The following is an 18,550-nucleotide window of genomic DNA, read 5'->3' as shown; positions in this document are numbered from 1 at the left end:
TGATTCAGGGAAAACGTGTTCAGCGCGCGTTGAGCGCGTGGTGCAGACGCTTCTGCTCGATTTCGAGGTTCAATTCGCGCGCGAGATCGATGACCGGCTGAAAGCGGCGCAGCTTTTTCTCGTCGTGATTGCGCGCGATATCCGCGAGCCGATGCACGAGAAACGGGTTTTCGAAGCGGTCGCGCACGCTCGCGAGATAGTCGGCCGCGATGTCGTGCTTGCCGAGTGCCGCGAACACCGGCAGGACTTCGTCCCGCCAAGTCGCTTCGAGCGGCTCGCGATAGGCCGGATCGCGCATCGCATCGAGCACGGTCATGTCGGGTGAGCCGTCGCGAGTGCGCCAGATTTCCGCGAGCATCGTGTGGCCCAGATTGAGCATCAGCAGCTTGAGACGTTCGTAGTGCGCGAGATCGTCGGTGACGACGATGTCCTCGTGCTCGCACGGCAGCACCATGCCGGCCTGGCGCTCGATCGCCCACAGCGCGTACGGCTCCGCGATCGCGCCGACCGGCTGGATCGGCTCGGACACGATCCGGTCGACGAGCGAGTTGACCCACACACAGTCTTTCGTCAGATAGCCGATGAACGCCTCGTCGACATTCCAGCCGCGCGCCACGCCGATGACCAGATCGCGCAACGTATCGCCGTTGCGCGAAACCAGTTCGCAGGGCAGAAGCGTGATCGGCGCGGCGCCCGCCCGATATCGCGCATGGAGCAGGACCGCGAGTTTTGCCGTGAACCCGCGCGGAGTGTGCAGGCCGTCGAGCAGATCGGCGCGGTCTTCATCGAAGAGCGCGTAGCCCGCGTCCGCCGTGTTCGAGACGATCACTTTCACGTCGTGCTTCACGCGCTCGATCAGCAATGGCCAGTCATCGTTCGCGTGCAGCGCTTCGGTGATCGAATCGCATTCGACGGTCGTATCGACCGTTTCATCCCGGCGACGGCCGCGGATGCGTACCGGATAGCGGCCCGACGAGCGCAGCGCGTCGACGCGTGCGCGGCTGTCGGCGCTGGCGGTGGTCTGTACGACGGTAATCTTGCCCAGCGCTTTCGAGGGGTCGCGCCGCGCCGCTTCGGTGACGAAGAAATCGACATGCGCCTGCAGAAACCGGCTCGTGCCGAATTGAAGGATTGGATTGTTCATGTTTGCGCATGCCGCTCGTCGCGACGGCTCGGTGCTGATTCGAGTGGGAACGGTTCCAGATCGGCCAAAAAAAATCGGCCACCTGGCCTTACCGGATTGCATACTAGTGTCTTGAAATAGAATTGGTCAAGCCACTTGTAAGCGGTCTGAGAACGGCAAATGCCCGCCATGCGGTGCGTCGGCCCTTCCGCTGATTACAATCCACGTTTTCCCCGAGACAAAAAGCAGGAGCCAGCACGTGAGCGTGAAACCAGCCGAAACGCGCCGCCTCTATCTTCAGATCGCCGACAAGCTGCGCGGGCTGATCGAACAGCAGGATTTCGCGCCCAACGGCCGTTTGCCGTCAGAGCGCGAACTCGCGCTGACGCTCGGCGTGTCGCGGCCTTCGGTGCGCGAGGCGCTGGTCGCGCTCGAACTGGAAGGGCGCGTCGAGATTCGCATGGGCTCGGGCGTGTATATCGTCGCGACGCCGGCCGCCAAGCCGCCGACAACCGAAGCGGAACTGGGCGAAAGCCCGATCGAAATCATGAACGCGCGCAGCGTGATCGAGGGCGCGATCGCGGCGAGCGTCGCGCCGTTTGCGAAGCCGAAGGAGCTGAAGACGCTGCGCGCGGTGTACGAGACGATGGCGCGCGAAGTCGCGAACGGGCAGGTGCCGATGAGCGCCGACCGCGCGTTTCACATCGCGATCGCGCAGATGACCGGCAACGACGTGCTGGTACGCACGGTCGGCAGCCTGTACGACGAACGGCACAGCCCGTTGTCATCGACGCTGCGCGGACACTTCGAAGGGGAAGAAACGTGGGCGGCGGCGCTCGGCGAGCATCGGGAGATTCTGGAGGCGCTCGAGGCGCGCGACGCGATCCAGGCGCAGGCCGCGATGCAGCGGCACATGCGTCAGTCCGCGGCGCGCCTGATGACGAGACGCAAAAGCTGACGCCGGCGCGCATCCGGAATGCGCACCGGTTTCGGGAAGATGACCGCGTCAGCCCGGATAGGCCTCATCGACCTTCAGACCCGCCAGCTTGAAGATGACGCGCAGCGTTTGCGGCGCGATATCCCGGCGTGAGGCGAGCGTCGTCAGGACGAAGTCCATCACCTTGGCGTATTTCAGCATCGTCAGGCAGCTCTCGATGTCAGTGGAGCCGTCGCGCATCGACTCGGCGAGGCGCAACATTTCCACGGAGATCTCTCGAGCCATTTCCAGTTCGAGCTGCTGCTTTTCGCTCCACGCGGGCATCGCGGTCAGTGCCGCGAGCATCTCCTGAAACTGTTTTTCTGCTTTCTTGTCGGGGATCGCATCCATTGCCGTCCTCTCATGTTCATGGCGCCGGCGAGTCGCATTCGCCGCGCTGTGCGTTAGGTGTTACGTAACAAGGTTGGCGCGGGTGACGACGTTGGACGTGTCGAGGCGCGGCTTGTTACTGGCGTGTTGCTCCTGCTTGCTGATCGGTACGTGGCCCGAGCCACGCCGTGTCGTCTCTTCCAATGGCCTCATTGTCGGACGATGCACGAACCGTTCCATCCGTTCTGGCGTCACGCCTGAAGTGACGAGCCAGTGGCTGAAACAAGAGCGTCTTTGCGCTTTTGGGTAAACTTCCCCTTTTGAGACGGCAGAACCAGCGGTTAGCGCACATTCAGCGCGAACTGCTCCGCATTTTTTATTCACCACACCTTCACAATGACCAGGAAGTCTCCCGCGCCGGCTCCGGGTACGCCCGACCCCTCCACCAAGCACGATATCCGTCCAGGCCAGTCGATCGAACTGCTGAAGGAACTCCATATCCTCACGCGCGACGGCAAGATGAACCAGGACAGCCGTCGCAAGCTGAAACAGGTGTATCACCTCTATCAGTTCATCGAACCGCTTCTCGCCGACGTGCATGCACATCAAGGGGCCGTATCACTCGTCGACCACGGCGCAGGCAAGTCCTATCTTGGGTTCATTCTCTACGATCTCTTCTTCAAGACTCTGCGCGATCGGTCACACATCTTTGGAATCGAGACGCGCGAGGAACTGGTAAAAAAATCCGAAGAATTGGCGGAGCGCCTCGGGTTTACAGGGATGTCGTTCCTGAATCTGTCGGTGGCCGAATCAATCGATTCGGATCGTCTGCCCGCTTCGATCGATATCGTCACAGCGCTGCACGCCTGCAATACCGCCACCGACGACGCGATCCAGTTCGCTCTGCAGAAGAATGCGAAGTACATCGTCGTGGTGCCGTGCTGTCAGGCCGAAGTGGCCTCGGTGCTGCGCAAGAACAAGGGACACTCGCTCTCGAAGAACGTGCTGACGGAAATGTGGCGGCATCCGCTGCACACGCGGGAATTTGGGAGCCAGATCACGAACGTGCTGCGCTGCCTGCAGCTCGAATCGTATGGCTATCAGGTGAGCGTGACGGAACTCGTCGGCTGGGAGCACTCGATGAAGAACGAACTGATCATCGCGCAATTCAAGGATTTGCCGCGCGGCCGGCCCGCGCAACGGCTCTCGGACGTGCTCGAAACGCTCGGACTGGACGAACTGCGCGCGCGCTTCTTCGCGCCTGCGAACTGATCAGGTTTTGTCTTTCAACCACGCGTCGAAGCCGTCGTGCCCGAGACGGCGCAGGGTTTCGATATTGCGTTGGTAAATTTCGGAGGCCTCGGGAAACGCGTCGACGGCGCGATCGATGCTCGCTTCGCGCAACAGATGAAAGATCGGATAGGGCGCGCGATTCGTGTAGTTGTCGATATCGTCGGGCGCGGTGCCTTCGAACTGATAGTGCGGATGAAAGCTTGCGATCTGTAATTCGCCCGCAAGCCCGAGTTGGTCGAGCAGACGTTCGGCGAAGAAAAGGGCGTCGTTGTATTCGGCGAAATCCGCGAACGCGTGCGGCGTGATGAAAAGCGTGGTGTCGATGGCGTCGGGGTCCGTGTCGCGCAACAGACGCAGTTCGTCGGTCAGTTCGACGACGAGATCGTCCACGCCGCGCGCCTCGCTCACCACATAACGAATCTGGTTTTTGACATGCACGCTCTTCGCGAACGGGCACAGATTGAGGCCGATCACCGCGCGGGTGAGCCAGTGTCGAGTCGCCGCGATCACGTCGTCGCGGGTGCTGCTGTCAGTCATGAACCATCCTGTTTGCGATGCGCGGCGCACGCCGCGGCGATCAGCACGCGCGCGATGCGCGGCGCCGCGAGCAGCGGGCCCGAGCCGGGGCCGTATGTCTGGCTCGTTGCATAGATGCCGTCGACCAGCAACGCGAGCGATTCCGCCAGTTCCACCGGATTATCCGCTCCGGCGGCCGTCGACATCTCGACTAGGCGTGTCATCAGGTAACTTTTGTTGCGCTCGACCGATTGCCGCGCGGGATGCGCCGGATCGCCGAATTCGCACGCGATGTTCAGGAACGGGCAGCCGCGATAGTCCGGCGACGACGCCCGCTTCACCAGGTCCTCCAGCGCTTGAATCATCTGCCGCGCCGGTTCGCCCGGATGTTTCGCGACGCTCGCCTCGAAGCGCCGCCGAAAGCCTTCGTCCATGCGCTCCAGATAGGCGACGACCAGTTCGTCCTTCGACGCGAACTGCCGGTACAGGCTCATCTTGTTGACGCCCGCGCGCTCCACGACGGCATCGACGCCGATCGCGCGGATGCCGTCGCGATAGAACAATTCCTGCGCCGCATCGAGCAACTGCTCTTGCGCCGTCGCGCCGTCGGTGCGGACATTGCGCCGGGCATGGGTTTTCGGCTGATCGGCAGATGATCGTGTCAAAGTCGCTCCTCGAAAAATTCTGCTGCACGCTTGACATGTTACCGATCGGTAACTAAGCTCGCAACTCTGATGTGACAGAGCGGTAACGAATCATATCGCCACAGGCAGGAAATCAACGAAACGGAGCAGCGATGAACTGGGTAGCGAGACGGCTGAACGGCCGGATACATTATGGCTGGGTTGCGGTGGGCGTCGTGTTCTTCGTGCTGCTGGCGGCTGCGGGCACGCGCGCGACGCCGAGCGTCATGATGTTGCCGCTCGAAAAGCAGTTCGGCTGGTCGCGCGGCACGATTTCGCTCGCCATCTCGATCAACCTCGCGCTCTACGGTCTCGCCGGCCCGTTCGCGGCGGCGGCGATGCAGCGCTTCGGCGTGCGCCCGACCGTGCTCGCCGCGATCACGACGCTTGCAGCGGGCGTCGGCCTCTCGTCGATGATGACCGAGCCGTGGCAAATGGTGCTCGTCTGGGGCGTGATGGTCGGCAGCGCGACGGGCGTCGCCGCGCTGACCTTGTCGGCGACGATCGTGAACCGCTGGTTCACCACCCATCGCGGGCTCGCGATGGGCATTCTCACCGCCAGCTCCGCAACCGGCCAGCTCGTCTTCCTGCCGCTCCTCGCGTCGATTTCCGAGCGCTTCGGCTGGCGTCCGGTCGTGTTCGTGGTCGCGGCGGCGGTGGCGGTCGTGCTGCCGCTCGTCGCGTGGCTGCTGCCCGAGCGTCCCGTCGATCTTTCGCTGCGTCCCGTCGGCGAACACGCGGATCTGCCGCCCGCCGCGGTGTCGCCGCCGAAGAATCCGATCAAGGTCGCGTTCGCCACGCTTGCCTCGGCCAGCAAGACGCGCGATTTCTGGCTGCTGTTCTTCAGCTTTTTCGTCTGCGGCGCGAGCACCAACGGTTATGTCGGCACGCACCTGATCGCGATGTGTTCCGATTACGGTATGACGCAGGTGCAGGGCGCGACGCTACTTGCCGCCATGGGCATCTTCGATCTCTTCGGCACGACGCTTTCCGGCTGGCTTTCGGACCGCTTCAACGCGCGCGTGCTGCTGTTCTGGTACTACGGGCTGCGCGGATTGTCGCTGATTTATCTGCCATACGCGTTCGGCATCGATTTCTTCGGCCTGCCGCTTTTTGCCGTGTTCTACGGTCTCGACTGGATCGCCACCGTGCCGCCGACAGTGCGCCTCGCCACCGATGCCTATGGCAAGGAATCGGCGCCGATCGTGTTCGGCTGGATCGTCGCGGGCCATCAACTGGGCGCGGCATTCGCGGCGCTCGGCGGCGGCATGTTGCGCTCGAGTCTCGGCAGCTACACCGTCGCGACGATGATTTCGGGCGGCCTGTGCCTCGTGGCGGCGGTCACGGTGTTGCGCATCAATCGCGCGAACCGGTCGATAGGCGTCGCCGCGACCTGAGGCGCTTCACGCGCGCTTGTTATCCTTGTCGCCTTGAACGGCGCGCATCCCTGGCCGATGCGCGCCGTTTGCCTTTCATCACGCCAACGAGGATCAACATGACCACGAAGCCGGCTCCAACCGATGTCGACATCCACGAACTGATCGCCGGCCGCTGGAGCCCGCGCGCCTTCTCCAACGCGCCGATCGAGCGCGCGCAGTTGCATCGTCTGCTCGAAGCGGCGCGCTGGGCGCCGTCGTCGAACAATCTGCAGCCGTGGCGTTTCATCGCGTTCGACCGTCATCGCGACGAAGCCGCGTTCAAGCGCGCGTTCGACACGCTCGCGCCATCGAATCAGAAGTGGAATGTGAGCGTGCCGCTGCTCGTCTGCGTGACGGCGTCGACGCTCACGCCGAAGGGTGACGCGAACCGCACCGCGACTTACGACACCGGCGCGGCCGCGATGGCGCTCGTGCTTCAGGCGCACGCGCTGGGGCTGGCGACACATCAGATGGGCGGTTTCGATCGCGACGCGTTCCGTCAGGCGTTTTCGATTCCGTCGGAGGTGGAGATCATCGCGATGATCGCGATCGGCCATCACGGCGACGTCAATCAGCTCGACGAAGCCCTGCGCGAGCGCGAAGCGGCGCCGCGCGCGCGCAAGACGCTGAGCGAGACCGCCTTCGAAGGCGGCTGGGACAAGGCGTTCGAGTAAAGCGAAACGCTCAATGCTCGTCCGCGGCCGAGAGCGGGCGAGCGACATCTTCAAGCGACTTGCGCTCGGCCGCGACGCCCCAGATACCGGCGACGACCGCCGCCGCGATCATCAGCAGCGAGCCGATCAGATAGCCCACGAACACGGCGCCGCGCTGATGGGTGTCGATCAGTTGCCCGAACAGCGTCGGCCCGATGATGCCGCCGAGCGCCGTGCCGAATGCGTAGAACACCGCGATGGCGAGCGCGCGAATCTCCAGCGGAAAGGTTTCACTCACCGTCAGATAGGCGGAACTCGCCGCCGCCGACGCGAAAAAGAAAATCACCATCCACGCGATGGTCTGCGCGGTCACGGTGAGCATGCCCTCCATGAACATCCAGCCGCTCACGGTAAGCAGCACGCCGGAAATCGCATACGTGAACGCGATCATCCTGCGACGCCCTAGCACGTCGAAAAGCTTGCCGAGCAGCACCGGACCGAGGAAATTGCCCACCGCAAACGGCAGCACGTACCAGCCGATGTGATCGCCGGGCACGTGATAAAAGTCGGTCAGCACGAGGGCATACGTGAAAAAGATCGCGTTGTAGAAGAACGCCTGCGCCGTCATCAGCGTGAGTCCGACGAGCGAACGGCTGCGGTGCGCCTTGAAAAGCGTGTGTACGACTTCGCTCATCCGCGTGTGTTCGCGCGCGTGCAGGCGCAGCGGTTTGATGGGCGTGTCCGGAATCGCGACGCCGTGCTGCCGGAACTGCGCCTCGATATCCTCGACGATCTGCTTCGCTTCTTCCGCGCGATTGTGCGTGATGAGCCAGCGCGGGCTTTCCGGCACCCACATCCGCATGAGCAGAATCGCGAGTCCGAGCGCCGCGCCGATCAGAAAGCACGCGCGCCAGCCCCAGTCGGGCGGGAGCAGGCCGGGATCGAGCAGGACGATCGAGCCCGCCGCGCCGATGCCCGCGCCGATCCAGAAGGTGCCGTTGATCGCGAGATCGGTCCAGCCGCGCAGGCGGGCCGGAGTGAACTCCTGAATCGTCGAGTTGATCGCTGTGTATTCGCCGCCGATGCCCGCGCCCGTCAAAAAGCGAAACAGCACGAAGGTCGCGAGGTTCCACGAGAACGCGGTCGCGGCGGTGGCGGCCACGTAAAGAAACAGCGTGATGAAGAACAGCTTGCGGCGACCGAGCCGGTCCGTGAGCCAGCCGAAGCCGAGCGCACCGAGCACCGCGCCCGCGATATACGCGCTGCCCGCGATGCCGACATCCGCGTTGGAGAATTGCAGCGCCGGGCTCGTTTTGAGCGCGCTCGCGACGGCGCCGGCCAGCGTCACTTCGAGTCCGTCGAGCAACCACGTGATGCCGAGCGCGAGCACGATCAGCGTGTGAAAGCGGCCCCATGGGAGGCGGTCGAGGCGTCCGGGCAAATCCGTTTCGATGATGGCGGGGCGCTCGCCGGCGTTGTCGCTCAAACGATTCTCCTGTTGCACGGCGGGTTCCGTTACGCTCATGGGACTGAAGCGTGCTTCACTGAGATCAGGCACGCAAGAGAATGAACAAATTGCCGCCTGTCGAGCAAGTTGCATTCCGCTTTTGTTGAATAGCCTCAATGGTTTAAAAATGGCTTGAATGCGATTGATGCCCGTCCCGGAACGTGTTAAAAACGCCGTCCATGTTTGATTGCGGCGTCCCCTGAGCGACGCCGCCGATGCCCATGACTTATTGCGCGATTGACTTCGGCACGTCGAATTCCGCCGTCGCTCTTCCTGACGGCCTGTCGATCCGGCTTGCGCCCGTCGAAGGGGAGGCGACCACGCTGCCCACCGCCGTCTTCTTCAACACCGACGAGAACAGCCAGTCCTACGGCCGCGCGGCGCTCGAGGCATACATCGACGGCTTCGACGGCCGTCTGATGCGTTCGATGAAGAGCATCCTCGGCTCGCCGCTCGCGGACAACAGCACCGATCTCGGCGATGGCTCGGCGATCAAATACACCGACGTCATCACGCTCTTTCTGCAGCATCTGAAGCAAAAGGCGCAGGCGCTCGCCGCCGAACCGCTCACCCGCGCGGTGCTCGGCCGCCCGGTCTTTTTCGTCGACGACGATCCGCGCGCGGATCACCTCGCGCAAAAGCAGCTCGAAGCGTGCGCGCACGCGGTCGGCTTGCGCGAAATCCATTTCCAGTACGAACCGATCGCCGCGGCCTTCGATTACGAAGCGGGCCTGACAAAAGAAGGGCTCGTGCTGGTCGCGGATATCGGCGGCGGTACGTCGGACTTTTCACTCGTGCGCGTCGGCCCGGAGCGCGCGCATCGTCTGGAGCGCAAGGACGACGTGCTCGCGCATCATGGCGTGCATGTCGCGGGCACGGACTTCGACCGCCGCGTGGAACTCGTGACCGTGCTGCGCGAACTCGGCTACCAGGCGCTCGATCCCAAAGGACGCGAACTGCCGAGCCCCGTGTACTTCGATCTCGCGACCTGGCATCTGATCAACACGGTCTACACGCCGAAGCGCGTGAGCGAGCTGCAACTGATGCGCCATCTCTACACCGACACGCGCCATCACGATCGCCTGATGCGCGTCGTGGATCGCCGGCTCGGGCACGCGCTGACGGCGCACGCGGAGGAAGCGAAGATCGATGTGGCGGCGGGCGGCACGACCGAAATCGATATGGAAGAGGTGGAAGAAGCGCTGCGCGTCGCTTTCGACGAGGCGCAACTGATCGCGGCCGGGGCGGACGAGACGCGGCGAATCGTTGAGGCGGCGCAGGAAACGCTCAGACGGGCGGGCGTGGCGCCTGAAGACGTCGACGCAGTCTATTTCACGGGCGGGACGACGGGGCTGCGATTCCTGTCGGAGGCGCTGTCGGCGGCGTTTCCCGCTGCGCAGCCGGTGTTCGGCGATCGCCTCGCCAGCGTGGCGAAGGGACTCGGGATCTACGCCCAACGCGTTTTCGCGTGACGCCCGCGTACTCTGCGCGCGCCAGAAAAAAGAAAAACCCCGCCGAGGCGGGGTTTTTTGCATAAATCGTAGCGGGTCTTAGACCGGCTTGATGTTTGCTGCTTGCTTGCCCTTCGGGCCAGTCTTCACTTCGTAGGAAACCTTTTGGTTTTCCTGAAGCGTCTTGAAGCCTTCGATGCGGATTTCCGAGAAGTGCGCGAACAGATCTTCGCCGCCGCCATCCGGAGTGATGAAGCCAAAGCCCTTTGCGTCATTGAACCACTTGACGGTACCGGTTTCCATGTTACGTATTCCAAAAAATTGATGAATAAGGCCGAAGCCCAAGGGTGCGGAAAATCAAGGAAGGGGCAATGGGACCAACCGGAGTACCGTGATGGCGAACTCGAAAAGACCAATTCACTCGCCACTTGAAATCCTGCAAGAAGCTTTATACGGCGAAACGATTTCTGGGTCAATTAATATCCGACAACTCCGAAGGGATTTTTTCGAGATACGTAAGCAAAATTTACAAGACTTGCAATTTCGGTAGCGATCAGCCTACAAAAACCCCAAATTGGGGCGAACTTTTTCTCAGCATGCACTGCAAACGAAAGGTGCAACCGGTAAGCTACGCGCCGACTTAACAGTTGCACCGGCATCGTCGCGAGGTCGAAAAAATGACCGCGTTTCGTGGCGATGCGCGCGTGGCGCGAGACACTGGAGAGAGAGTTTGAAGAGTTCGATACAAAGAAATATCGGGCCGATGGCCCTGATGCTGACCGGCCTCGGATCCATCATCGGGTCGGGCTGGCTGTTTGGCGCGTGGAAGGCTGCCAAGATCGCCGGGCCGGCTGCGATCGTCGCATGGGTGATCGGCGCGGTCGTCATTCTGGCGATCGCACTGACCTATGCCGAACTCGGCGCGATGTTCCCCGAATCCGGCGGCATGGTGCGCTACGCGCGCTACTCGCACGGCGCGCTGGTCGGTTTCATCAGCGCGTGGGCCAACTGGATCGCGATCGTTTCGGTGATTCCCATCGAAGCTGAAGCGTCGATTCAATACATGAGCACCTGGCCGTATGACTGGGCGCACGCGCTGTTCGTCAACGAGTCGCTTACGCCGATGGGCATCGCGCTCTCGGCGCTGCTGGTGATCGTCTACTTCATGCTGAACTACTGGGGCGTGAAAGTGTTCGCGCGGGCCAATTCCGCGATCACGATCTTCAAGTTCCTGATTCCTGGCGCGACGATCGCCGGCCTCGTCTACACCGGCTTCCATGCGGAGAACTTCGGCACCACGTCCGATTTCGCGCCGTACGGCTGGCCGGCCGTGCTGACGGCGGTGGCGACGAGCGGCATCGTCTTCAGTTTCAACGGCTTCCAGAGCCCGATCAACCTCGCCGGCGAGGCGCGGAACCCGTCGCGCAGCGTGCCGTTCGCCGTGATCGGCTCGATCTTGCTTGCGCTCGTGATCTACGTGCTGCTGCAGGTCGCGTATATCGGCGCGGTGAATCCGGCGGACGTGATGAAGGGCTGGTCGCATTTCAACTTCGCGTCGCCGTTCGCGGAACTGGCGCTCGCGCTGAATCTGAACTGGCTCGCGATCCTGCTTTACGTCGATGCGTTCGTCAGCCCGAGCGGCACCGGCACGACCTACATGGCGACGACCACCCGCATGATCTACGCGATGCAGCGTAACAATACGATGCCGAAGATCTTCGGCGTCGTGCATCCGTTCTACGGCGTGCCGCGTCCGGCGATGTGGTTCAACCTGTGCGTCGCGTTCGTGTTCCTGTTTTTCTTCCGTGGCTGGAGTTCGCTCGCGGCGGTGATTTCGGTCGCCACGGTGATCTCGTATCTCACCGGTCCCGTCAGCCTGATGGCGCTGCGCCGCTCGGCCTCCGATCTCGATCGTCCGCTCAAGTTGCCGCTGATGTGCGTGATCGCGCCGTTCGCGTTCGTTTGCGCGTCGCTCGTGCTGTTCTGGGCGAAATGGCCGCTGACCGGCGAGATCATTCTGCTGATGGTCGTCGCGCTGCCGGTCTATTTCTACTTTCAAAGCAAGACGGGCTTTGCGGGCTGGGGCCGCGATCTCAAGGCGGCGTGGTGGCTCGTGACCTATCTGCCGTCGATGGCGGTGATGTCGCTGATCGGCAGCAAGGACTTTGGCGGTAGCGGATTGCTTCCGTACGGCTGGGACATGGCCGCGGTAGCCGTGCTGGCGCTGATTTTCTATTACTGGGGCGTGCACACGGGTTATCGCACGGCGTACCTCGACGAGCGCGAAAGCCGCGACGACATTCTTCACGACGTCGGCGCGTGAGTTGTTCCGCTTCACGACGAAGCCCGCCTGAGCGATCAGGCGGGCTTTTTATTTTCAGCGCGGCGTCGGCGTCAATCGTCCGCAAAAACGTAGTTCGTCATGGCGAGCGCGCGCTGGAACGTGCCGAGCGACTGAATGCCCAGCCGATAATCATCCGCCGCTGCGCCGAGCGCGCTGAAGACCGGCAGCAGATGCTCGTCGGTCGGATGCATCAGCGCGGCGTGCGGCGCGCGGGCGCGATAGCCGAGCAGGGCGTCGATGTCGCGTTCGGCCATGCGGTCCTCGAACCAGTCGGTGAATTCAGTCACGCGCGGATCGGCGTCTTCGGGCCGCGCGCTGAAATCGGCCATGCGCAGATTGTGCGTGATCTGCCCGGAACCAACGATCATCACGCCGTCATCGCGCAGATCGCGCAGCGCCCGGCCGATGCGGAAATGATGCGCGGCGTCGAGCCTCGGCTGGATCGATAGCTGGGCGACGGGCACATCGGCGTCGGGGAACATCAGCAGCAACGGCACCCACGCGCCGTGATCGAGGCCGTGATCGGTCGTCGCGGCGGGAATATCCTGTTTTCCGAGCAAGGCGGCGGCGCGCTTCGCCAGATCGGGTGCGCCGGGCGCCGGATAACGCAGTTCGTAGAGTGCGCGCGGAAACCCGTAGAAATCGTGGATCGTCTCAGGCCGCTCGGCGGTGCTCGCCACAGGTTGCGCCGTGCCCCAATGCGCGGACAACATCAGAATGGCGCGCGGACGCGGCAGCGTTTGTGCGAGCGAGGCGAATTCGGCGGACGGCATCGACGGGTCGATCGGCAATGTCGGTGCGCCGTGGGAAATGAAAACGGTGGGCAGTCGGCTCATGGCGGCAAGAATTCCTGTGGGATTCCCATGAATGTAGGGCCGCGATCCGGGTTGATAAACAGCGCAGGCGGCAACGAATTGTGTCGCCGTTGTTGTCAATCTCAAGGACGTCAGTCGGTTTCGCCGCGAAGTCCTTGCCAGGCGGACGCGACAGGCTGCGCAAGGCCAAACAGATCGATGACACGCGCGACCGTGTGATCGACCATGTCGTCGATGGTCGCAGGCTTCTGATAGAACGCGGGCAGCGGCGGGAAGATCACGCCGCCCATTTCGGTGACGGCCGTCATGTTGCGCAGATGCGCGAGATTGAGCGGCGTTTCGCGCACGAGCAGCACGAGGCGGCGGCGCTCCTTCAACACGACGTCGGCGGCGCGGGTGATGAGATTGTCGGAGAGACCGTGCGCGATGCTGGCCAGCGTGCGCATCGAGCAGGGCGCGACGACCATGCCGTCGGTCGCGAAGGAACCCGAGGCGATGCTCGCGCCGACGTCGCGCACGCTGTGGACGACATCGGCCAGCGCGTGGACGGTGGCTTTGTCGAGATCGAGCTCGTGCTGAATATTCAGCCAGCCGGCGCTGGAAACGAGCAGATGCGTCTCTACGCCGCCCAGCCGGCGGAGCGTCTCGAGCAGACGTACGCCGTAGATGGCGCCCGTTGCACCGGTTATCGCGACGATGAGCCGTCGCGTTGCGGCAGCGGGCGCGCTCACTTGCAAAGAACTCAGGCGGCGGCGAAAAGCTGTTGCAGTTCGCCCGACTGATACATCTCCATCATGATGTCCGAACCGCCGATGAACTCGCCGTTCACGTAAAGCTGCGGAATGGTCGGCCAGTTGGAGAATTGCTTGATGCCTTGGCGAACCTCATCGTCTTCGAGGACGTTCACGGTCTTGATCTGATCGACGCCGCATGCCTTGAGCACTTGAATGGCGCGGCCGGAGAAACCGCACATCGGGAATTGCGCGGTGCCCTTCATGAAGAGGACGACCGGGTTCTGATCGACGATCTGCTTGATGCGTTCTTGCGTGTCCATGGCGTTCCTGCGCTTGAAGTCGGTGGATTGATGGTTGAAATGATAGCGGATTTCGGTTTCGCGGGCTGATCGCGGCCCGGCGCTCAAGCCGTGAAAAGTCCGCCGGAGCAGCGTTCGATGCCCGCGAGATCGCGCATCGAGCGCACGTCGGTGAAGCCGCGCGCCTTGAGCAGCGCACGCACGTCATCGGCCTGATCGTAGCCGTGTTCGAGCCACAGCGCGCCGCGATTCGCCAGCAGAAACGGCGCGTTCCCGATGATCGTGCGGATCGCGGACAAGCCGTCGGCGTCGTCGGTGAGCGCGCCGCGCGGTTCGAAGCGCAAGTCGCCTTGTTCGAGATGCGGATCGTCGCTCGCGATATAAGGCGGATTGCTGACGATCGCTTCGAACAGCAACGATGGGTCGACGTTGCCCGTCCAGTCGCTTTGAACGAATGAGACCGGGCCGCCCGCGCGTGCCGCATCGAGCAGCGCGCGCGCATTGCCGCGTGCGACATCGAGCGCCGCGTTCGAGCGATCGACCGCCCACACGCGCGCATCGGGCCGCGCGTGAGCGAGCGAGATCGCGATTGCGCCCGTTCCCGTGCCGAGATCGAGCACGCGCGCGTTCGGCGTATCGGCGATGGCTTCGAGTGCGAGTTCCACGAGCAATTCGGTTTCCGGGCGCGGAATCAGCACGTCCGGTGTCACGTCGAATTCGAGGCCGAAGAATTCGCGCTTGCCGGTCAGTTGCGCGATGGGTTCGCCGTTCAGGCGACGCGCCGCGAGCGCTTCGAAACGCGCGATGGCATCGTGCTCGAGCGCTTCGCCATCGCGCGTGATGAGTTCCGTGCGCCGCCAGCCGAGCACATGCATCAGCAGGATGCGCGCTTCGAGTTGCGGCAGTCCGGCAGTGCGCAGCAAGTCGGCCGCGGTGCTCACTCGGTTTCACCGAGCGCGGCAAGCAGCTCGGCCTGATGCTCGGAAACCAGCGAGGCGATCATCTCGTCGAGATCGCCGTCCATGATGTATTCGAGCTTGTAGAGCGTCAGATTGATGCGGTGATCCGTCATGCGCCCTTGCGGGAAGTTGTACGTGCGGATGCGCTCCGAGCGGTCGCCCGAGCCGATCAGACTCTTGCGCGTCGCGGCTTCCTTAGCGTGCTGCTCGTGATACTGCTTGTCCTTGATGCGCGCGGCGAGCACTTTCAGCGCGCGATCCTTGTTCTTGTGCTGCGAGCGGTCGTCCTGACATTCGACGACGATGCCCGTCGGCAAGTGCGTCACGCGCACGGCGGAATCCGTCTTGTTGATGTGCTGGCCGCCCGCGCCCGACGCGCGAAACGTGTCGATGCGCAAATCCGCCGGATTGATCACGACTTCGCTGATTTCATCGGCTTCCGGCATCACCGCGACCGTACACGCCGACGTATGGATGCGTCCCTGCGTTTCGGTCGCCGGCACGCGTTGCACGCGATGCCCGCCCGATTCGAACTTGAGCCGCGAATACGCGCTTTGTCCCGCGATCCGCACGATCACTTCCTTGTAGCCGCCGAGATCAGACACGCTCTCGGACATCGTCTCGGCGGTCCAGCGGTTGCGTTCCGCGTAACGCAGATACATGCGCAGCAGATCGCCCGCGAACAGCGCGGATTCGTCGCCGCCGGTGCCCGCGCGGATTTCGATGAAGATGTTGCGGTCGTCGTTCGGATCTTTCGGCAAGAGCATCGTCTGCAAATCGCCTTCGATCTTCACCATGCGCTCGCGCGCCTCGCCGATCTCTTCTTCGGCGAAATCGCGCATCGACGGATCGGAGAGCAGTTCCTGCGCGGTGGCTTCGTCGGTCAGCGCCTGACGCCAGAGTGCGTATTGATCGACGATCGGGCTGATTTCCGCGTGCTCCCGCGTCAGTTTCCGATACTGGTCCATATCGGCTGTCACGTCTTCGCGGCTCAACAGTTCGTTGAGATCGACCTGCCGTTTTGCAAGCTGGTCGAGCTTGCTTTGCATGCTCGTTTTCATCGGGCGGAATCGGCGCGGTCAGCGCCAGGAAATACTGCGATCAGGGAGCCGCCACGCTAGCCGCGCGGGGCATTTGAGAATAGCAAAGAGAAGGCCGCTAACGTTCCGACGAATCGGACGACGAGCCGTGTCGATAGAAACCGCTCATCAGGTCGATGAGCTGGCTGCGCTCTTCGCGGCTCGCGCGGTTGAGCGCGTGTGTCGGGCCGTGAATCAGCTTGTTCGTGAGCGATTGCGACAGCGCTTCGAGCACGGCGGCCGGATCGTCGCCGCGCGCGAGCATCTTGCGCGCGCGCTCGACTTCGGCGCGGCGCAGCGTGTCCGCCTGCGTGTGCATGTGGCGGATGACGGGCACGATGCTGCGCGCATCGAGCCACTGCATGAAATTCGCGACGCGCGTCTCGATGATCGCTTCCGCCTGCGCGACCGCGGCCTGACGCGACGCGTTGCCTTCACGCACGATCGCGCCGAGATCGTCGACGGTGTACAGGAAGACATCGTGCAGATTGCCGGCTTCAGGCTCGATGTCGCGCGGCACGGCGAGATCGACCATGAAGATCGGGCGATGGCGGCGCGCGCGCACCGCACGTTCGACCGCGCCGAGACCGATGATCGGCAGCGTCGAGGCCGTGCACGACACGATGATGTCGAACTCGTGCATGCGCGCGGGCAGTTCGGAGAGCGGAATCGCGCGGCCGTTGAAGCGGCTCGCAAGCTTTTCGCCGCGCTCGGCCGTGCGGTTCGCGACGACCAGTTCGCGCGGATTCTGCGCAGCAAAGTGCGTCGCGCAGAGCTCGATCATTTCGCCCGCGCCGATGAACAGCACGCGCTGGCTCGAAATGTTCTCGAAGATGCGCTGCGCGAGACGCACGGCGGCGGCGGCCATCGACACCGACTGCGCGCCGATTTCGGTCGTCGTGCGTACTTCCTTCGCGACGGCGAAGGTGCGCTGGAACAACTGGTTCAGATACGTGCCGAGCGCGCCGGCTTCGGACGCCGTACGCACGGCATCCTTCATTTGTCCGACGATTTGCGTTTCGCCGAGCACCATCGAGTCCAGCCCCGAGGCGACGCGGAACGCGTGGCGCACGGCTTCCGACTGCGGCAACGCATAGACATGCGGCGCAAGATCGGGAACGGGGATGTTGTGGTACTTGGAGAGCCACTGAAGCGCGGCTTCGCGGGCGGCGGAGTTGTCCGTGGCGCAGTAGAGCTCGGTGCGGTTGCAGGTCGAAAGGATGGCCGCTTCAGGCGATGCCTTCGCGAGCGGGCCCAGCCAGACATCCTTCAGCGCGCCCAGCGCGGGTTTGAGCTGTTCGAGCGGAAACGCCACGCGTTCGCGCAGGGCGACAGGCGCAGTGTGGTGGTTGATTCCGATCGTGAGGAGCTGCATTGTTTTGGGCTGATGCTTTGGGCCTAAGCCGATGGCCTTTCAGATAGCCCAATATTATAGCCTTTTGCGTATTTCTTCATTTATAGGCGGCATTTGGGGCGCGAGCAGCTTTCCGAGCACGCCGAACGGGCGTCGAAGGCCCACCGCAACGGGCTCCACGGTCATTTGAAGTACTTCGCCAGCGCCGCTGCCCGACTCTCTACCTGAGGGAGTGGTATTTCGCCGCATTCGAATCCTTTCTTGCGATTCGCCTCCACCTCAGGCCGGTTGTACCACTCGGCGCGGAGGGCGGTGTCGTGATGCATGTGGAACAGCAGTGCATCCGTGCCCGAAAGCATATGCCATCGGACACCCAGGCGGGTAGCGCGCAGCAGCAGGTCATCGTCCTCGCCGCCCCAACCTTCGAAGACGGGATCGAACCCGCCGATGCGAATGAATTCCGAGCGAAGGAAGACGTTCAGCGCTCCGGAGGTGTTCGCATAGAGCAGGTTCATATCGGGTGGCAGATCGGCTTCGTCGCACGATGCAAAGGGCGCGAGTTCGTCATAATTGCCGGACTCGATAAACGAGCGGCGAAGTTCGCCCGCGGTATTCACCACCCGAATGAACGGGCACACCGCGTCGCTGTTATTCGTGTCCATCAATGAGTCGATCGCCGCTTTCATGTATCTCGGATTGGCGATCATGTCGATATCTTGAAAACAGATGACTCGGCTCGTGCACATGCGTGCGCCCAGATTGGCGAGGCGGGCGCGCGAAAACCGCCCCGTGTCATGCACGAAGACATGACGGATCTTCGGATCGGACAGTTGTTGCCAGGAGAAGGTCGGGCTCGCATCCGCCTCGATCAGCCAGACGGTGAAATCCGAATATGTCCGATCGAGATAGCGGAGCGTGCCGAGCAGGTTTTCGCGTCGCTCCTGACTCGCGCCACGATATGTGACAACGAATTCGACGCCTCGGAGTGAGATCTGACTGGTATCGCTCATGTATAT

19 protein-coding genes are annotated in these 18,550 nt (G+C 62.9%); 6 read left to right on the top strand and 13 right to left on the bottom strand.

What is annotated here, in order from left to right; translation table 11 throughout:
• Window positions 1-19: 19 nt before the first annotated feature.
• Window positions 20-1,144, bottom strand: a complete 1,125-nt coding sequence (locus NK8_RS12415) for a mannitol dehydrogenase family protein (RefSeq protein ID WP_213226527.1) — start codon at window positions 1,142-1,144, stop codon at window positions 20-22.
• A gap of 238 nt (window positions 1,145-1,382) precedes the next feature.
• On the opposite strand from NK8_RS12415, the gene NK8_RS12410 reads away from it, so the two are divergent.
• Window positions 1,383-2,081, top strand: coding sequence for a FadR/GntR family transcriptional regulator (locus NK8_RS12410; protein ID WP_213226526.1), 699 nt, complete (start codon window positions 1,383-1,385; stop codon window positions 2,079-2,081).
• Window positions 2,082-2,129: 48 nt separating this feature from the next.
• On the opposite strand, the gene NK8_RS12405 is transcribed toward NK8_RS12410, so the two are convergent.
• Window positions 2,130-2,450, bottom strand: a complete 321-nt coding sequence (locus NK8_RS12405; protein WP_061151036.1) for a hypothetical protein — start codon at window positions 2,448-2,450, stop codon at window positions 2,130-2,132.
• A gap of 375 nt (window positions 2,451-2,825) precedes the next feature.
• Between NK8_RS12405 and NK8_RS12400 the strand changes: the two genes are divergently transcribed.
• A complete protein-coding gene (locus tag NK8_RS12400) occupies window positions 2,826-3,701 on the top strand; it encodes an SAM-dependent methyltransferase (protein ID WP_213226525.1) in 876 nt (291 codons plus the stop codon).
• On the opposite strand, the gene NK8_RS12395 is transcribed toward NK8_RS12400, so the two are convergent.
• On the bottom strand, window positions 3,702-4,259 hold the full coding sequence (locus tag NK8_RS12395) for a DUF1415 domain-containing protein (protein ID WP_213226524.1): 558 nt from the start codon (window positions 4,257-4,259) through the stop codon (window positions 3,702-3,704).
• Complete coding sequence (locus tag NK8_RS12390; protein ID WP_213226523.1) at window positions 4,256-4,903, bottom strand: TetR/AcrR family transcriptional regulator; 648 nt, start codon at window positions 4,901-4,903, stop codon at window positions 4,256-4,258. The genes NK8_RS12395 and NK8_RS12390 overlap by 4 nt, the downstream gene beginning before the upstream one ends.
• 131 nt (window positions 4,904-5,034) lie before the next feature.
• On the opposite strand from NK8_RS12390, the gene NK8_RS12385 reads away from it, so the two are divergent.
• Both NK8_RS12385 and NK8_RS12380 read left to right on the top strand, forming a co-directional pair.
• A complete protein-coding gene (locus NK8_RS12385) occupies window positions 5,035-6,318 on the top strand; it encodes an MFS transporter (RefSeq protein WP_213226522.1) in 1,284 nt (427 codons plus the stop codon).
• Window positions 6,319-6,416: 98 nt separating this feature from the next.
• Window positions 6,417-7,013, top strand: coding sequence for a nitroreductase family protein (locus tag NK8_RS12380; protein WP_213226521.1), 597 nt, complete (start codon window positions 6,417-6,419; stop codon window positions 7,011-7,013).
• Between the two features lie 10 nt (window positions 7,014-7,023).
• Here NK8_RS12380 and NK8_RS12375 read toward each other — a convergent pair whose 3' ends face one another.
• Window positions 7,024-8,517: an MFS transporter gene (locus NK8_RS12375; RefSeq protein ID WP_225936168.1), complete on the bottom strand. Its 1,494-nt coding sequence runs from the start codon at window positions 8,515-8,517 to the stop codon at window positions 7,024-7,026.
• Between the two features lie 203 nt (window positions 8,518-8,720).
• Here NK8_RS12375 and NK8_RS12370 point away from each other — a divergent pair, with 203 nt between their 5' ends.
• Entirely contained in the window at window positions 8,721-9,971 is a 1,251-nt protein-coding gene (locus tag NK8_RS12370) for an Hsp70 family protein (protein WP_162066871.1), read from the top strand.
• A 78-nt stretch (window positions 9,972-10,049) separates the two neighbouring features.
• Here the strand turns inward: NK8_RS12370 and NK8_RS12365 are convergent, their stop codons facing one another.
• Window positions 10,050-10,253: a cold-shock protein gene (locus NK8_RS12365; RefSeq protein WP_007000074.1), complete on the bottom strand. Its 204-nt coding sequence runs from the start codon at window positions 10,251-10,253 to the stop codon at window positions 10,050-10,052.
• A gap of 427 nt (window positions 10,254-10,680) precedes the next feature.
• Between NK8_RS12365 and NK8_RS12360 the strand changes: the two genes are divergently transcribed.
• Window positions 10,681-12,273 carry an APC family permease gene (locus tag NK8_RS12360; protein WP_213226519.1) on the top strand — a complete coding sequence of 531 codons (1,593 nt, stop codon included), beginning with the start codon at window positions 10,681-10,683 and terminating at the stop codon, window positions 12,271-12,273.
• Window positions 12,274-12,344: 71 nt separating this feature from the next.
• On the opposite strand, the gene NK8_RS12355 is transcribed toward NK8_RS12360, so the two are convergent.
• The 7 genes from NK8_RS12355 to NK8_RS12325 all read right to left on the bottom strand — a co-directional run bounded on the left by NK8_RS12355 (window position 12,345) and on the right by NK8_RS12325 (window position 18,544).
• Window positions 12,345-13,130: a class III extradiol ring-cleavage dioxygenase gene (locus NK8_RS12355; protein ID WP_213226518.1), complete on the bottom strand. Its 786-nt coding sequence runs from the start codon at window positions 13,128-13,130 to the stop codon at window positions 12,345-12,347.
• Between the two features lie 110 nt (window positions 13,131-13,240).
• A complete protein-coding gene (locus tag NK8_RS12350; RefSeq protein WP_213226517.1) occupies window positions 13,241-13,840 on the bottom strand; it encodes a UbiX family flavin prenyltransferase in 600 nt (199 codons plus the stop codon).
• An 11-nt stretch (window positions 13,841-13,851) separates the two neighbouring features.
• The gene (gene grxD, locus NK8_RS12345) at window positions 13,852-14,163 is read right to left on the bottom strand and encodes a Grx4 family monothiol glutaredoxin (protein WP_061179180.1); all 312 of its coding nucleotides are present in this window, start codon (window positions 14,161-14,163) and stop codon (window positions 13,852-13,854) included.
• Window positions 14,164-14,246: 83 nt separating this feature from the next.
• Window positions 14,247-15,083 (bottom strand): peptide chain release factor N(5)-glutamine methyltransferase, encoded by an 837-nt coding sequence (gene prmC, locus NK8_RS12340; protein ID WP_213226516.1) that lies wholly within the window; start codon window positions 15,081-15,083, stop codon window positions 14,247-14,249.
• Window positions 15,080-16,162 carry a peptide chain release factor 1 gene (gene prfA, locus NK8_RS12335; RefSeq protein WP_162066403.1) on the bottom strand — a complete coding sequence of 361 codons (1,083 nt, stop codon included), beginning with the start codon at window positions 16,160-16,162 and terminating at the stop codon, window positions 15,080-15,082. Before prfA ends, prmC begins: the two co-directional genes overlap by 4 nt.
• Window positions 16,163-16,259: 97 nt before the next feature.
• Window positions 16,260-17,555: a glutamyl-tRNA reductase gene (hemA, locus tag NK8_RS12330; RefSeq protein ID WP_213226515.1), complete on the bottom strand. Its 1,296-nt coding sequence runs from the start codon at window positions 17,553-17,555 to the stop codon at window positions 16,260-16,262.
• Between the two features lie 161 nt (window positions 17,556-17,716).
• Window positions 17,717-18,544 carry a galactosyltransferase-related protein gene (locus NK8_RS12325; RefSeq protein WP_213226514.1) on the bottom strand — a complete coding sequence of 276 codons (828 nt, stop codon included), beginning with the start codon at window positions 18,542-18,544 and terminating at the stop codon, window positions 17,717-17,719.
• Window positions 18,545-18,550: the final 6 nt, after the last annotated feature.

Origin of the sequence: Caballeronia sp. NK8 (genome assembly GCF_018408855.1) — a bacterium.
Classification (GTDB): Bacteria; Pseudomonadota; Gammaproteobacteria; order Burkholderiales; family Burkholderiaceae; genus Caballeronia.
Note: the sequence above shows the minus strand (reverse complement) of the source record. Positions and strands in the feature narration are given on the sequence as shown.

What these genes read in the sequence shown, in the direction of transcription:
- prfA (WP_162066403.1), bottom strand. Translation starts at nt 16,162, where the DNA reads ATGAAAACGAGCATGCAAAGCAAGCTCGACCAGCTTGCAAAACGGCAG.
- NK8_RS12365 (WP_007000074.1), bottom strand. Translation starts at nt 10,253, where the DNA reads ATGGAAACCGGTACCGTCAAGTGGTTCAATGACGCAAAGGGCTTTGGC.
- NK8_RS12400 (WP_213226525.1), top strand. Translation starts at nt 2,826, where the DNA reads ATGACCAGGAAGTCTCCCGCGCCGGCTCCGGGTACGCCCGACCCCTCC.
- NK8_RS12395 (WP_213226524.1), bottom strand. Translation starts at nt 4,259, where the DNA reads ATGACTGACAGCAGCACCCGCGACGACGTGATCGCGGCGACTCGACAC.
- NK8_RS12355 (WP_213226518.1), bottom strand. Translation starts at nt 13,130, where the DNA reads ATGAGCCGACTGCCCACCGTTTTCATTTCCCACGGCGCACCGACATTG.
- grxD (WP_061179180.1), bottom strand. Translation starts at nt 14,163, where the DNA reads ATGGACACGCAAGAACGCATCAAGCAGATCGTCGATCAGAACCCGGTC.
- hemA (WP_213226515.1), bottom strand. Translation starts at nt 17,555, where the DNA reads ATGCAGCTCCTCACGATCGGAATCAACCACCACACTGCGCCTGTCGCC.
- NK8_RS12385 (WP_213226522.1), top strand. Translation starts at nt 5,035, where the DNA reads ATGAACTGGGTAGCGAGACGGCTGAACGGCCGGATACATTATGGCTGG.
- NK8_RS12380 (WP_213226521.1), top strand. Translation starts at nt 6,417, where the DNA reads ATGACCACGAAGCCGGCTCCAACCGATGTCGACATCCACGAACTGATC.
- NK8_RS12370 (WP_162066871.1), top strand. Translation starts at nt 8,721, where the DNA reads ATGACTTATTGCGCGATTGACTTCGGCACGTCGAATTCCGCCGTCGCT.
- NK8_RS12415 (WP_213226527.1), bottom strand. Translation starts at nt 1,144, where the DNA reads ATGAACAATCCAATCCTTCAATTCGGCACGAGCCGGTTTCTGCAGGCG.
- NK8_RS12375 (WP_225936168.1), bottom strand. Translation starts at nt 8,517, where the DNA reads ATGAGCGTAACGGAACCCGCCGTGCAACAGGAGAATCGTTTGAGCGAC.
- NK8_RS12405 (WP_061151036.1), bottom strand. Translation starts at nt 2,450, where the DNA reads ATGGATGCGATCCCCGACAAGAAAGCAGAAAAACAGTTTCAGGAGATG.
- NK8_RS12325 (WP_213226514.1), bottom strand. Translation starts at nt 18,544, where the DNA reads ATGAGCGATACCAGTCAGATCTCACTCCGAGGCGTCGAATTCGTTGTC.